The 14295-nt window shown below is 62.1% G+C and carries 9 protein-coding genes and 1 pseudogene; 6 read left to right on the top strand and 4 right to left on the bottom strand.

The window, feature by feature from the left end; translation table 11 throughout:
* Positions 1–96: 96 nt before the first annotated feature.
* Complete coding sequence (locus BXE_RS12245; protein WP_011488615.1) at positions 97–786, top strand: TetR family transcriptional regulator; 690 nt, start codon at positions 97–99, stop codon at positions 784–786.
* Positions 787–894: 108 nt separating this feature from the next.
* On the opposite strand, the gene BXE_RS12240 is transcribed toward BXE_RS12245, so the two are convergent.
* The 3 genes from BXE_RS12240 to BXE_RS12230 all read right to left on the bottom strand — a co-directional run bounded on the left by BXE_RS12240 (position 895) and on the right by BXE_RS12230 (position 3911).
* A complete protein-coding gene (locus tag BXE_RS12240) occupies positions 895–2106 on the bottom strand; it encodes a tetratricopeptide repeat protein (protein ID WP_011488614.1) in 1212 nt (403 codons plus the stop codon).
* Positions 2107–2193: 87 nt separating this feature from the next.
* Complete coding sequence (locus tag BXE_RS12235; RefSeq protein WP_011488613.1) at positions 2194–2874, bottom strand: PspA/IM30 family protein; 681 nt, start codon at positions 2872–2874, stop codon at positions 2194–2196.
* 404 nt (positions 2875–3278) lie between these two features.
* On the bottom strand, positions 3279–3911 hold the full coding sequence (locus tag BXE_RS12230) for a hypothetical protein (RefSeq protein WP_038458768.1): 633 nt from the start codon (positions 3909–3911) through the stop codon (positions 3279–3281).
* A 492-nt stretch (positions 3912–4403) separates the two neighbouring features.
* Between BXE_RS12230 and BXE_RS12225 the strand changes: the two genes are divergently transcribed.
* From BXE_RS12225 to BXE_RS45425, 5 genes and pseudogenes are all read left to right on the top strand, one after another.
* Complete coding sequence (locus BXE_RS12225) at positions 4404–6905, top strand: penicillin-binding protein 1A (protein WP_038457845.1); 2502 nt, start codon at positions 4404–4406, stop codon at positions 6903–6905.
* Positions 6906–7345: 440 nt separating this feature from the next.
* Positions 7346–8197, top strand: coding sequence for a lipid A biosynthesis lauroyl acyltransferase (locus BXE_RS12220; protein ID WP_216669001.1), 852 nt, complete (start codon positions 7346–7348; stop codon positions 8195–8197).
* Between the two features lie 1174 nt (positions 8198–9371).
* Complete coding sequence (locus BXE_RS12215; RefSeq protein WP_233518782.1) at positions 9372–11654, top strand: DUF6531 domain-containing protein; 2283 nt, start codon at positions 9372–9374, stop codon at positions 11652–11654.
* Entirely contained in the window at positions 11654–11929 is a 276-nt protein-coding gene (locus BXE_RS12210) for a hypothetical protein (protein WP_038457847.1), read from the top strand. Before BXE_RS12215 ends, BXE_RS12210 begins: the two co-directional genes overlap by 1 nt.
* A 288-nt stretch (positions 11930–12217) precedes the next feature.
* Positions 12218–12529 (top strand): annotated as a pseudogene (locus BXE_RS45425) (IS66 family transposase); the annotation flags it as partial.
* 269 nt (positions 12530–12798) lie between these two features.
* Here the strand turns inward: BXE_RS45425 and BXE_RS12200 are convergent.
* On the bottom strand, positions 12799–14295 hold the full coding sequence (locus BXE_RS12200; RefSeq protein ID WP_011488607.1) for an efflux transporter outer membrane subunit: 1497 nt from the start codon (positions 14293–14295) through the stop codon (positions 12799–12801).

Raw genomic sequence — 14295 nt, 5'->3', positions numbered from 1 at the left:
CAGCATAACGCGCAGGGTAGACAACTGTGCACCTGACGTCAAGATCGTTTAGAGTACTGCTATTAAACGTGCATGGCGCGCATCGATTGAAATCACATGAAACCCGTCCCCGAAGCGGCAGCCGCCGCCGAGCATGGTGTTGCCGCCGGCCAGGAATTGCCGGCCGGCAAGCGCAAGCTGATCGAGGCCGCGTTGCGGCTGACCGCGGGCGGCCGCAGTTTCACGAGCCTGGGTTTGCGCGAGCTGGCTCGCGAGGCGGGGCTCAATCCCAATACCTTCTATCGTCATTTCGACACGCTCGACGATCTGGCGCGCGAAGCCGTCGAGTCGGTGAGCCGCCGTTTGCGGCCGATGTTGCGGCGTGAGCGCTGGCTCGCCGCGCACGACGAGCCGCATAGCGTGCCACGTCGTGCGTGCGTCGCGTTCTTTGCCTTCACGCTGGAAAACCGCGAGGCGTTTCTGAGCGCGCTGGCCGAATATCACGGCACATCGCGGGCGTTGCGCGAAGCCGTGCGCGCCAACCTGCACGAGGTGTCGGCGGAAATGGCCGACGACGTGGTTGAACTGGAATTGATGCCGACGCTCTCGCGCGAAACAGTCGATGAAGTCTGCACGCAGATCGTGCTGCAACTGTTCCATCTCTCGGCTGAATATATCGATGCAAACGAGGCGCGCCGCGATGCGCTGATCGCGTATGCGGAGCGTTTCATCGTCAGGCTGTTTGCGGGCGCGGTGTTGCTGGCGCAGCATGAGGCGGGCAGGGCGCCTTTATCGATGCGTGCCTGAAGCCTGAAACGAAGGGCCATAAAGAAACAGGCTCCGTGTGACGGAGCCTGTTTCTTTCGCTTGCAGATGCCTGGCTGAACGGGCCGGATTTCGGCCGCTGACCCAGGCTCAGGTATCGTTCCAGCCGCCGGAGTCGTCGTTGCTGCCCATATCGACGCCGCCGCTGTTGTCGCTCCAGTCGTTCGATCCCTGGCCGAAGTCGAGGCCGCCGCCAGTGCCGCCATTGCCGCCGTCGTTGCCACGGCGGCGCGCTTCGTCGTCGACGATCACGTCGCGTTCCACCACACGTTCACGCCCGGAATTCAGCGCTTCGCCGAGCAGCACGCCGGTCAGCAGACCGCCCATGCCGCCGCCGAAGCCACCGCCGCCTTGCTGCACGATGACCTGCGGCTGCTGCTGCGGCTGCTGCTGATACGGTCCTTGCTGCGGATAAGGCGCTTGCGGCGGATTGCCGAAACGTTCGGCTTCCTGTGCATACGGCGATTGTTGCGTGCCGGCGGCCGGCGCGGCATACGGATCGGGCCTGCCGTCCACCCGCGCGCGCAGGCTGCCGAGGCGCTGCTCGAGTTCGTCGAGCTGATAGGGCGGCACCGGGCTCTTGCTGTTCGACAGGCTTTCGACGAGGCCGCGCAACTGGTCTTCGGTCGCTTCGACTTCCTTCTCCAGCGCCTCATGGCCTGGCACGGTGGACAACTTCACGTCGAGCTTGAGCGAACGCACGGTGTTGAGCATCTCCGTGGCGCGCTTGAGTTGCACGCGACGATCGTCGTCGGCGCGCGTATCGCCTTGCGTGCGGGCGCGGCGCAAGGTCCAGCGCAGCACGAGAGCGATCACCCCGATCAGGACAAGGATGCCGATCCACATGCCCATGCCCGGACCATGCCGTTGCGGCGCTTGCGACATCATGGCCGGCTGCTGCTGCACTGCCGGCGAGTTTTGCTGCACGAACGGGTTGGCGGCGTGGCTGGTGGTGTTGCCGCCCGCTGCGCCGGCACGTTCCGCGTCCTTACGGATACGCGCTTCGGTTTGCGCGAAACGGGTCGGGTCGGTGAAACGGATTTGCGGGTCGAGTGTCCTGGCCTGCTGCACCTGGGCGAGCGCGTCGGCAGAACGGCCTTCGCGGTCGAGCACCTGGGCGTACAGATAATGTGCGCGCGCATTGTTCGGATGCGCCTGCAGCACTTCGCTCAGGCCGGCGTCGGCCTGCTGCCAGTTGCCCTGCGACATGGCCGATTCGATCTGCTGCACCGTAGGCACGGCGAACGCCGCAGCCGACACGAACAGCAGTGACGCAAACGCGGTTGCAAGAAATTTTTTCATTTACGGACCGGGCGCAATGCGCCCGTCTCCTTCAGTCGATTCCGGCGACTCACACGAAGCCGCCGGTATGCACTGCCGCTGACGCAATTACTGGGCCGGCGTGTTGATCTGCTTCTTCAACGCTTCGAGACGATCTTCGACCGACGGGCCGCGGTTCAGATCCGCGAGCTTGTCGTCGAGCGCCTTGCCGCTCTTCACGTCGGCCGAATTCAGGCGGGCGTCCGAACGGGCATTCGAGAGCGCAACCTTGTCTTCGAGCTTCTGGAAATCTTCGGAGAGATTCTTGCCGCCGATGCCGCCCAACGCCGTGGCCGCCACATCTTTCGCCTGCGCGATCTGCTGCTTGGCCTGCAGAATGTTCGAGCGTGCGTTCAGGTCGTTGCGGCGCGTGCGCATGTCTTCGATCTGGCTCTTCAACTGCGCCACCGACGGCTCCAGCGTGGTCAGTTCCTTCGCCAGCGCGTCGCGTTCGGCTTCTGCCGTGGCTTGTGCGCCGAGGGCTTCGCGCGCGAGCGCTTCGTCGCCGGATTGCAGCGCGCGTTTGGCGCCGTCTTCGTACTTCTTCGCCTTGTCCGCGGCAACATCGCGCTTGCTTTGCTGCGTGGCCACTTGTGCCTGAATCTCGATCAGCGAGTTCTCGGCTTTGGCGATGCTCTCGTCGAGTTCGCGCACGATCTGGCGCGAGTCGCGCGACGGATCCTGCACGGAATCGGCTGCGTCGTTCAGGAGACCTTTGAGCGTGCGCGAAATGCTGTCAAAAAGCGACATGAAAACCTCCAAAGAATGTAAACGGCGCTGAATGATTCCGCGCGCCTAACTGCATTCAACTGCTACTTTACGCCGCTGCGCGCGAAGCTGCGCAACGTTCGGACCGGAGGTCGGGGCGCACGCACCGATTGCAATAGCGGCGGCGTAAATTGTTCGATTCGGATATCGAGCGGCGGACAGTTCAAAGGTTAAATCGCGCGGCGCGTCATTCCAACGCTCGCGGATATTACACCACGTGCTCTCTTAAAACCGCCTTAAAGGGAGCGATGACAGATTCGCCAACTTTGCGCGCGTGCCATGCCGAAAGCTCGCACGTTTGCGCGAGGTTGGCGTGAGCGCTCGTGTAACGATATGCAACGGCAACCTGCCGATTCACGTTGCGCGACAGGCAGCGCAGCTGTTCATCAAGCGAAGCGGCCGCCCTTCGTGCTCGGGTCGCCGAGCGGATCGTCGTCCTCGCGCGTGTTATCGAGGCGTGGGCGTTTGAGCACGCTGCGCAATTGCGCGTCCGTATCGCTCTGCTGAGGCGTGGATGCTTCCGCCGAAGCTGCCTTGGCCGCCGCCACGCGCGCTACCGCTTCCGCTGTTGCCGCGGCTTCCTCGTCGATTTCGGCGGCGAGGGCGGCGGCGACACCCGCTGGCAGCAACGGCGCAGGCTGGGCTTCCACGGGTGCGCGCGGCAACCCGGCCGCAGCCGGCGTGGACGCAGCCGCAGCCGCATCCGCGGCGCTATCCGTGGCCTCGCCCGTCGCGGCTTCGCCGTGCGTTTGCAGCGCCGGCGGCAGCGCGGCGCGCGCATGCCGTGTGCCGCGTGCGACCCGTTGCAGCGCGGCGTCGAGCGCGTCCGGGGCGCGCGGCGCGCGCAAGCGGTCGACGATGCTCGCCGCTTTCACCTGTTCGCTGGTCGCGCCGAAGCTGAGCACCGCGCGCCGCATCAGTTCGCTGACGCTAATGCCCAGATTTTCGGCGGTGGCGGTGATCGCGCGTTTCTGCGCGGTCGTGACGAATACGACGATGCGTTCGCTGGGCTTGTTCATGGTCGGCTCGCATACTTGTTGGCATGGGCGGTACAAAGCGGACATTTGGCGGACGCCGCGGCGCGCGCAGGTGTTGGCGCGCGCCGAGTCCATCATAAGACGAGTTGCGCCGATGCGGAACGGGCGCGACATGAAAATCCCGTGACATCAATGGCTTGTGGCGTTTGCGGGTGGCTTGTCCACAGGCCTTTCAACATTTTCTGTGAATAACTCCGATTGGGCGCGAAAGCGCTCGTCTGGCTGCCTGGAACTACAGACTCCTTTCGCGCGAAGGGAATTCTTACAAAAAAACTGACTTGGACCGCGCTCGATTTCTTTTAAAATGCGCTGTTACGTTGCGCCGGACATGGTCCCGGGCGTGCCGTGCGGCCGGCCGGGGGCAGAAGGCCGTGCGGTGGTTCGCGCCTCAGGCTACGATGCTCGATCACGATCCATGTGCGCGCGAGGAGCGCGTGCAGAAAGGCGTTCGGTTATGCGCCCACTATTCCAGTCATGCCAATCATCAAACGACCGCATTCATCCAATTCTCCGTCTGGTGAAGACCGGGATTCCTACCAACGCACGCCGGGACGCAATGCAGCTTCGCGCGAGGCCGGGGCCGGCCGCCGTTCCATCGGCGTGACCATCGCCATCTGGTTCGCCGGCCTGATCGCGACCATCGCGGTGGTGAGTGCGCTGATCATCGGCTATGCGCTGGTGGTGATGGGCCCGCAACTGCCGTCGCTCGACGCGCTCACCGACTATCGCCCGAAGGTGCCGCTGCGCGTCTATACCGCGGACCATGTGCTGATCGGCGAATTCGGCGAAGAGCGGCGCAGTCTCGTGCGCTTCCAGGACATTCCCGATCAGATGAAGAAAGCGGTGCTCGCGATCGAAGACTATCGCTTCTACGAGCACGGCGGCGTCGACTTCATCGGTATTCTGCGGGCAGGTGTCTCCGATCTTTCGCACGGCGGCGCTTCGCAGGGCGCGAGTACGATCACCATGCAGGTGGCGCGCAACTTCTTCCTGTCGAGTGAGAAGACCTACACGCGCAAGATCTACGAAATGCTGCTCGCGTACAAGATCGAGCGCGCGCTCACCAAGGATCAGATTCTCGAGCTGTACATGAACCAGATTTATCTGGGTGAGCGCGCCTACGGTTTCGCCGCGGCCGCGCGCGTGTACTTCGGCAAGGATCTGAAGGACATCACGCTGGCGGAATCGGCGATGCTGGCGGGCTTGCCGAAGGCGCCCTCCGCGTATAACCCGGTGGTCAATCCGAAGCGCGCGAAGATCCGTCAGGAGTACATTCTGCGGCGCATGCTCGAGCTCAGATACATCAGCCAGGAGCAGTACGACCAGGCGGTGAAGGAAGAGATCCACACCAAGAATCCGGGCAACGAATACAGCGTGCACGCCGAGTACATTGCCGAAATGGTCCGGCAGATGATGTACGCCCAGTACAAGGACGAAACCTATACGCGCGGCCTGAACGTCACCACCACGATCGACTCCGCCGACCAGGACGCCGCCTATCGCGCCGTGCGCAAGGGCGTGATGGATTACGAGCGGCGGCACGGGTATCGCGGGCCGGAGGGCTTCGTGCAGCTGCCCGCGCCGGGTGACGACCGCGATCAGACGATCGACGACGCGCTCACCGATCACCCCGACAACGGCGAGATCATCGCCGCCGTGGTGACGGACGCGAGTCCGAAGCAGGTCAAGGCGCAACTGGTGGACGGCACGCAGGTGGCGATCAGCGGCGACGGTCTGCGCTTCGTAGCGGGCGCGCTGAGCACGCGCGCGGCGGCGGCCACGAAGATCAGGCCGGGCTCGATCGTGCGTCTGGTTGCCGACGACAAGGGCAACTGGCAGATCACGCAACTGCCGCAGGTGGAAGGCGCGCTGGTATCGCTCACGCCGCAGGACGGCGCGATTCGCGCACTGGTGGGCGGTTTCGACTTCAACAAGAACAAGTTCAACCACGTCACGCAGGCGTGGCGCCAGCCGGGTTCGAGCTTCAAGCCATTCATTTACTCGGCGGCGCTGGACAAAGGTCTCGGACCGGCCACGATCATCAACGACGCGCCGCTGTATTTCCCGTCCAGCACACCGGGCGGCGACGCGTGGGAGCCGAAGGACGACGACCAGCCGGACGGTCCGATGCCGATGCGTCTCGCGTTGCAGAAGTCGAAGAACCTGGTGTCGATCCGTATTCTGTCGTTCATCGGCACCAGATACGCGCAGGACTTCGTCACGCAGCGTTTCGGCTTCGACGCCGACAAGACCCCGCCGTACCTGCCGATGGCGCTCGGCGCGGGCCTCGTCACACCGTTGCAGTCGGCGGGTGCGTATTCGGTGTTCGCCAACGGCGGCTACCGGATCAATCCGTATCTGATCAACGAGGTGACGGACGCGCGCGGCGAGCCGCTCTCCAGAGCGCAGCCGCTCACAGCCGGTCGCGATGCGCCGCGCACGCTCGAACCGCGCAACGCGTACATCATGAACAGCCTGCTGCATTCGGTGGCGACCGCCGGCACGGGCGCGGGCACCAACGTGCTGCATCGTTCGGACCTGCAGGGCAAGACGGGTACCACCAACGACGCGAAGGACGGCTGGTTTGCTGGTTATCAGCAGTCGCTCGTGGCGGTGGCGTGGATGGGTTACGACCAGCCCAAGAGCCTCGGCAGCCGCGAATTCGGCGCGCAACTGGCATTGCCGATCTGGGTGGAATACATGCAGCGCGCGTTGCGCGGCGTGCCGCAAAGCGAACCGGCGCAGCCGGACGGCGTGACATCCGTCGACGGTGAGCTGTTCTATACAGACATGACGCCGGGCAACGGCTTCGTGGCCAGCATCGGTCTGGATTCGGCGAACCCCACCGCGGGCGCGAGCGATGCGGTCGGCGGCGTGGGACCCGCGGGCATGACGCCGCCGGCGGTACCGCCGCCGAGCGTCTCGTCGAACGAGAAGAAGCAGATCATGGATCTGTTCGAGTCGAACAAGCCCTGATGTCCCGCACGGGATGTCTTTGAGGGGCAGCAGGTGTGCGCGGGCCGCGTGAACTTGGCGGGGCCGCGCACGCATTCTTTGTAAAACAGCAGGGAATCGCCGCCTGGCGCGGCTTTCACGCCGCTTGCCGGACAGGCCGCCCGGCCTTTTGTGTGCGCGGCGGGCACAGTGTGTTTTAATCACGCCTGCGGTGCATTTATCAAGGGTCCTAAAGGACGCCTGATAGGCGCCTGATCCCGGCACGGTTTCGGCCTCCGGCACCTCTGCGTCTTGCCACGAGCGAGACGTCCGTTCCTGAATCCGCGCCGCGCGAGACCCGGTATGACGCGCGCGCAAGTCACTTCGTCCGCTGGCAATTTCGAGGTTGCAGCGGCCGGCGTGTTTGCCATCCAGCACCCACCGGGTCCCGCCTTGTGAAAAGTCGAATCCTGATCTGTCTGATGACAGGTCTGCTGCGCGCGTTTGCCTTTCTGCCATACAGCGTTGTCGCGCGGATCGGCACCGGTATCGGTGCCTTGCTGTACCGGATTCCGAGCACGCGCCGGCGCGTCGTGCATACCAACCTGAAGCTGTGTTTTCCGGACATGAGCGACGAGGCGCGCGAACGTCTGGCGCGCGCGCACTTCTGTCACGTGATCCGCAGTTATGTCGAGCGCGGCCCGCAGTGGTTCGGCAATGCGCAGGCGCTGGCTCGCCTCGTCGAGGTGGAGAGCGCGATCGATCTCTCGGATATGGCGGGAAAGCCGACCATTTTCGTCGGCTTCCATTTCGTTGGCATCGAAGCGGGCTGCATGATGTATTCGACGCGGCATCCGGTCGCCTCGCTCTATACGCCCATGTCGAACCTGCTGCTCGACGCGATGGCCAAGCGTCAGCGCGGACGCTTCGGCACGGAGATGATTCCGCGCAGCGATAGCGTGCGGCGGGCGTTGCGCACGCTACGCGAAGGCAAGCCGGTCATGCTGGCCGCCGACATGGATTTCGGCTTGCGGGATTCGGTGTTCGTGCCGTTCTTCGGCGTGCCGGCCTGCACGCTGACCTCCGTCTCGCGGATGGCGCGTGCGGCGAATGCGCGGGTGGTGCCGTTCGTGACGGAAGTGCTGCCGGATTATCGCGGCTACAAGCTGAATATCTTTGAGGCGCTGGGCGATTTTCCGTCCGACGACGTGGCGGTCGACGCGCGGCGTATCACGGCGTTTCTGGAGACGCAGGTTAGACGGATTCCTGATCAGTATTATTGGGTGCACAGGCGCTTCAAGAATCGGCCGGCGGGCGAGGCGAGTGTTTATTGATGCTGCCGGTGTCGGACTGCGGCAATGAGCGGGGCGCTGCGCTGGTCCTGGTTTGAGCAGAGGGCGTCGTTAAACGCGTCGGTGGAAGAATCTGGTGCGCGGCCAAGGACTTAGCGAGTATCTCCGGATGTTATAAACAGGTCTGTCAACACAAACTGTGGATAAAGGTCATTGGTGCATGTTCGCGCGTGACGCTCGTCGCAAGATCAACCGCGCAGCGCGCGGCCGTCGCAGCGGGAACGCTCCACCACAGCACGAACTCACTCCTGCAGACCGCGTCGTGCGGGCGGACCACTAGCGTCTGGTATCAGCGCTTGATCTCTACGGCCAGAATGCCGAGCTTATTTGCTGAAATGAAGGCGGGTCGCCAGCTCTGCATCTATAAGAACGTCGCAATCGTCCTCGGCTCCAAAGATTCCAAGTATGTTTGCATGTGCCAGAGATCGCGTGACTTGCCCGGTCACGTTACTGACTATATGAGAAAGCCAAAATGAACTGCTTGCGAGTAGTACAGGGCATTCGCCTGCGCGTAGGGCGGGCAGTCCTTTCGTTGCATTTGTCGCAGCGCCGCCGGTCCCCAAGTTCTCGTCTTTATCGCCCGCACCGCGAGATCGAGTGCGGTGGTTTCCCGCACAGAGTTCGCCAGGTGCCTAGATGATTTCTCCGTGTTCAACTGGCCTGTTGCCGGGCAGCGTCAGAGGCGTCCTGCTATAAATGACTTGATGACGCAAAACGCATTTAATTATCCATATATAAGTTGGCATTACTATTCAAATGCGACGCCATTCCAATAGGGTCGAACTTCCCTTGGGCCGGCCTTCACGGCACCCCAATTTTTTCTTGGTTGCCTAGGGGCATAGGGCTGAATCGGAAGCCTTGGGTTCGCCATTTCTTAAGCCTTGGCTCAACCATATCTGAAGAGTAAGGAAGGAAGAGGAAGAGAACGATTTTTGTTATAGGTTCCTACAGCTCACGTCGGCATTCCCTGGTCCGGTTTTGTGTGAACGCAGGTCGAGCGTAATTTTAAGAATTGTCGGATTTTCTGGTCATCGTGATCCCTATAGGGTGCTTGTGCGTCATACAAGTACAAAGCAAGCCAATAGGGATAAAAATGAAAAGACACAGACTGTATGGAGATGCGTCCGGATTTTCGGGCCGCCTAATGGCTGCGTTCATGTTGCTGATACTTGCGTTCAGCGCAAATGCAGACGACTGCTTCTCACTGTACGCGAAGTCCGGCGCCACGCCGGGCTCCAAGACCTGCAAGCTCGACGTTACGAGCAACACGCCGGGTGGTATGGGCAACTACGCGTGTATTAATGACCTCGTGCAGATTGATCAGTGGTGTAATTCAACCGGCACTCCGCCGGACGATACCTGCCCGGTGGCTGACCCGGTGTTTCCCGCGAACGGGATTGTGACTCTCTCTGAAACTGATTTTGCAAGCGGCGACACGTCGCCGCTTGTGTTCAGTCGTAGCTACCTGTCCAAGCCGTTCGATAAAGTGCAGACAGCGATGGGCGGGTACTGGGCAAGTAACTGGCAGCGACGGCTTGATCTGACCTCGGTCAATGCAAGTACGCCGAAAATCACCGCGTATCGGAGTAACGGCCAGCCTCTGATCTTCAAGTGGGTTAACGGCGGGTGGGCGGTGCCGGGTACGTCGGGTCTTTCTCTCTTGAAAGCTGGCGACGGATACTTCTACCTGAAGGACGAACGGCTTGGCACGACCGAAACATACTCCGTCAGCACAGGTCTGTTTCACTCCGAGACAACACGCACGGGTATGTATCGTGAAGTTGAATACGTTGGACAACAGATAGATTCGATCGCGCAGTGGCCCGTTGATCGGATCGGGCAGACGGCATCGCGGCTGACACTTAGTCTGACATATGACAGTAATGGTCGCGTTGTGAGTGTAGTGCCGCCTTCGGGCAACGCGACACATTATGCGTACGATGCGAAAGGCAATCTTGTTTCAGTAACCGCGCCGATTGGATACGTTCGTCAGTACCTTTATGAGGATGCCCGCTTCCCCAATGCGATGACCGGGATAAAGGACGAATCCGGTTCACGGATTGCAACATGGACCTACGATTCCAGCGGACGCGCAATCTCAGTCACCCATCCGGACACGACGCGTAACGTTTCTTTCAGTTATGGCGCGAACACGACCACTGTTAGCAATATGTCCGGCAACAGCACGTATTCTTTTAATGTTGGAGACACGTCGCGTCCTGGCTCAATTGTTACGCCTGGCGGCGCGGTCTCACGTACATGGGATACATCAGGGAACCTGAAGCAGACAATTACACCGGATGGGAATACACAGTACACGTGGGACGGCGCCAACCGGCCGACGAAAGCAGTTGCGACAGTCTCTGGCAACAGGACGGTAACGACGATCGAGTATAGCGACAGTACCTCGTTGCGTCCGCATCTGGTCGCCACGCCGGGTAAAATCCGCGCGTTTGTCTATGACCAGGGCGGTAACGTCACTGGCTACGCCGAGACGGAGACGACCGATCTGACGGGCGAACAGGGGATGCAAGCCGTTGGGACCGGTAACCAGTGGACAGTTGGTGCAAGCTACGATTCGGCGAGCCGCCTTCTGTCGGCTGTCATCACACGTAATGGCTCGAAGCGTGAAGACTGGACCTACACATACGATGTACGGGGCAATGTCGAGTCAGTGCAGGATGCCGTATCTGGCTGGTCGATGCGAACGCTCTCGCGCAATGCTGAGAATCGTGCAACGCAGATAGCTGGAAACAGCGGTCAGGCGAGCATCGGGTACGATGAGCGCGGTCGCGTAAAGTCCTTTCAGTATAGCGAACCGGCAAGTTCGTTAAATGGTGGACTTGCCCGTGTACTGGCAGTCGATTACCGGTATGGTCCAGACGGTACGGTGTCCTCGTACACTGCTCAGGTGTCGACGAACGGCGCCTGGTGGCAGCCGATCAGCGATGCCGAACTGGGAGTGTGGCTCACCAACTGGGAACTGGGAAATGATCCGGTTGCACCCCCGGCGAGCCTCACCGGCCTGCAATCCAATGGCAGAGCCTTCGTTCCAGAAATCTGCGTTGAATGCTACATGGCCTGGAAGGCGTTGCCGACAGGTAAGCTATTCGGCCAGGAATTGGGCGAAACACTGCCGGCATGGCGCGAAACCACCGAGTTGATGCTGAGCGATCAGGCGCAGGTTCCATATCCTTCGCTCGTGCCCGATCTGACGAGTTCTGCGAAGCGGTCAACGCTTTACAGCAGCCTGTTCAAGGGGGGGGATGGTGGATTCGCTAAATGCGGCGGTAGAGAAGCTCACGAGGCCGAATGCTATGCTCAGTATGAAAACGACAGAGACGAATGCCGTCTCCTGGCCGGACCAAGAGGGAAGCGAAACTGGGCCCTATGCTTGGCGAACGCTTTTGACAGATATCAACAATGCAGGGGGTATTGATGCTTAAACGTCCGCCGTATTCAATGGTTGTGACCTACGTCGAAAATCCACAACAGTTGATCATGCAAATTGTTGAGTCAGCCAGGGTGGCTCCGCTTCTGGCCGAGTGTATGGAAGTACCATTCTTTGTGGACGACGATGAGTTCGAATTTGACGACGAGTTAGCGCGGCAGCTCGGCGTAGCAATGCTTAACGTGATCGCGGAGGGGCGGCCTGAAGTCAAAAAGCGTTTAAACGTCACGCAACACCCCATTGACGCGTCACCAGAGGAGTAACTGGCCAAGTGCCCGGCGCTGCGACCATCGCAATTCCGGTCGCAGCGCGCGCTGTGGGGAGAGACTTATCAACACAAACGGTCGATAAAGTGTCCTGCGATGTACAAGGTCTCCGATCATGGTCGCACTCGGACGACGGCACCGGCCTCCCCGGCCGGGTGCATACTGGGGCGAAGGGAACCAGTGTCCACTCCCGCTACCGCTTCGATGGCGAGTCGCGCGAAATGCCACTTGGGACGTAAGCTGTTGTGCTTCCACGGTGCATGGGGTTCTGGCAGACTGGTTTGCATGAACCTGCCCGCCGACCTCAACGCCCTCAGCGCTGAACAGTTGTGCACGCTCGCCGCGGAGCTGATTGCCCAGGTGCAGGAGGGAGACCGGGAGATTGAGGAGAAGACGCGGGAGGTCGAGGAGAACGGACGCGAGCTGCATTACCGGCAGACCCGTATCGAGCAGTTAAGCCACGAGATCGCCATCCTCAAACGCCAGCAGTTTGGCCGGCGCAACGAACAGCTCAGCAGCGAGCAGATGAACCTGCTGGACGAAGCAATCGACGCCGATCTGGCCGCCATCGAACTGGAGCTCGGGCAGCTTCAGCCACAAGCAAGACGGGTTTGCTGCGCGCTTACACATGTCTTATATGCCGGCCCTTTCCCATTGAGAGGAAAGGCAGTCTCCCCGCACCGCATCGTGTGGGGAACGTGGGGGGACGATGTTTGGCGGTCTATGGGGAGTGCTCAATGTTCCCTCACATAGCCTGCAAAGCTCTATGGCATGGGTTCAGCGCTGTGGGGAGAGACTTATCCACGGACTTGTGCACAAAAAGTGGGGATAACTTCCAGGCCATCCGTATGGAATCCCAGGTTTAGCTACTCGGCGACGCCAGCGCTCGCCGCCGAAGCCCCACCCACCCCCGTCTCAACCGGCGGATTCCCCATCGCCTGGAACAGCGCCGCCGTGTCCGTCAGCCGCGCGCTCGTATAGCGAATCTCATCAAGCTGCGCGTTGCGGAACTGCTGCTCGCTCGAACGCGCCGACGCCACAGGCAGCGCGCCCAGCCGGTAGCGCCCGGAGGTTTCATCGAAGATGCCTTGCGCCGAGCGCGCCGCAATATTCGCGGCGTCCAGCGCCTGCGAGTCGTGCTCGAGCGCCGCAAGCGTGTCCGCGACGTTCTGGAACGCGGCCAATACCGTTTGCTTGTACTGCGAGACCGTGGCGTCATAGGTATCGAGCGCCGCACGCCGTTGCGCGACCAGTGCGCCGCCATGAAACAACGGCTGCGACAGCGACGCACCGATGCTCCAGATCGCGCCCGCACCGGAGAGCGCGACCGGCCAGCTAAAGCCGCCTTGTCCCATCGATGCACTCAACGACAGACTCGGATACATCTGCGCCGTGGCGACGCCGACATCGGCCGCCGCGGCCTTCAACGCAGCGTCGGCGGCCTGAATGTCGGGGCGGCTGCGCAGCAGTTCCGACGGCACCACCACCGGCACCTGCTCAGGCACGTGCAGTTGCGCGAGCGCCAGATCCTCCGGCGCCGCGTCAGGCGTCCGGCCGAGTAGCACCGCCAGCGCGTGGCGCGTGCTCAGCCATTGCTGCTTCAGGCCCGGCAAGCTCGCCGACAAGCTGGCCGCGCTTTGTTGCGCGCTCAGCTGATCCGCATGCGAGACCGCGCCCAGCGCATAACGCCGCTGCGTGTCGCGTGCCTGATCGTTGGCGATCGTCACGAGCCGTTCGGTCGTCTCGATCTGCGCATGCAGCGCCGCGCTGGTGATCGCCGCGGTCACGATGTTGGCGGCCAGAGCGCGGCGCGCGGCGTCGAACTGATAGGCCTGAACGTTGACGCGCGCGGCGAGCGCGGCATCGGCGAGGCGCGCCGCACCGAACAGGTCGAACGTGTAGTGCGCCTGCAATTGACCGACAAAGACGTTGTACAGAAACGTGTTGGGTCCGATCTCAGGGATCGCCAGCGCGCGATTGCGGGTCGCCTGGCCGCCGGCGTCGATGGTGGGCAGCATCGAGCTGCCGATCTGCGCGCGCAACTGCTCGCGCGCGGCGGCGAGGCTCCTGTCGGTCGCGGCGAGGGTGGGGCTGCTGCGCAAGCCTTCGTCGACCAGCGCGTTCAGCGCGTCCGACTGATACAGCTTCCACCATTCGGGCACCGGCTTCGCGCCCACCACGAACTGCTGGGTGACGCCTTGCGCGGGCACGGTTTGCGCCGGCTGCGCTTCGGCGCCGTAGTGCGCGGGTTGCGGCATGGCGGGCGGCTCGCCGCCCGGCCCGAACGAGCAGGCGGCGAGCGCGCATGCCATGCCGGCGAGCGCGGTGATGCGCGAGTATCGGAAGAGTGTGGGCGTGGTCAT

It is taken from the genome of Paraburkholderia xenovorans LB400 (assembly GCF_000013645.1).
Taxonomy (GTDB): domain Bacteria; phylum Pseudomonadota; class Gammaproteobacteria; order Burkholderiales; family Burkholderiaceae; genus Paraburkholderia; species Paraburkholderia xenovorans.
This window is presented reverse-complemented; position numbering and strand designations above follow the sequence as displayed.

Coding starts and splice junctions, on each gene's coding strand:
- BXE_RS12245 (WP_011488615.1), top strand. CDS start 97: ATGAAACCCGTCCCCGAAGCGGCAGCCGCCGCCGAGCATGGTGTTGCC.
- BXE_RS12240 (WP_011488614.1), bottom strand. CDS start 2,106: ATGAAAAAATTTCTTGCAACCGCGTTTGCGTCACTGCTGTTCGTGTCG.
- BXE_RS12235 (WP_011488613.1), bottom strand. CDS start 2,874: ATGTCGCTTTTTGACAGCATTTCGCGCACGCTCAAAGGTCTCCTGAAC.
- BXE_RS12230 (WP_038458768.1), bottom strand. CDS start 3,911: ATGAACAAGCCCAGCGAACGCATCGTCGTATTCGTCACGACCGCGCAG.
- BXE_RS12225 (WP_038457845.1), top strand. CDS start 4,404: ATGCCAATCATCAAACGACCGCATTCATCCAATTCTCCGTCTGGTGAA.
- BXE_RS12220 (WP_216669001.1), top strand. CDS start 7,346: ATGACAGGTCTGCTGCGCGCGTTTGCCTTTCTGCCATACAGCGTTGTC.
- BXE_RS12215 (WP_233518782.1), top strand. CDS start 9,372: ATGTTGCTGATACTTGCGTTCAGCGCAAATGCAGACGACTGCTTCTCA.
- BXE_RS12210 (WP_038457847.1), top strand. CDS start 11,654: ATGCTTAAACGTCCGCCGTATTCAATGGTTGTGACCTACGTCGAAAAT.
- BXE_RS12200 (WP_011488607.1), bottom strand. CDS start 14,295: ATGACCACGCCCACACTCTTCCGATACTCGCGCATCACCGCGCTCGCC.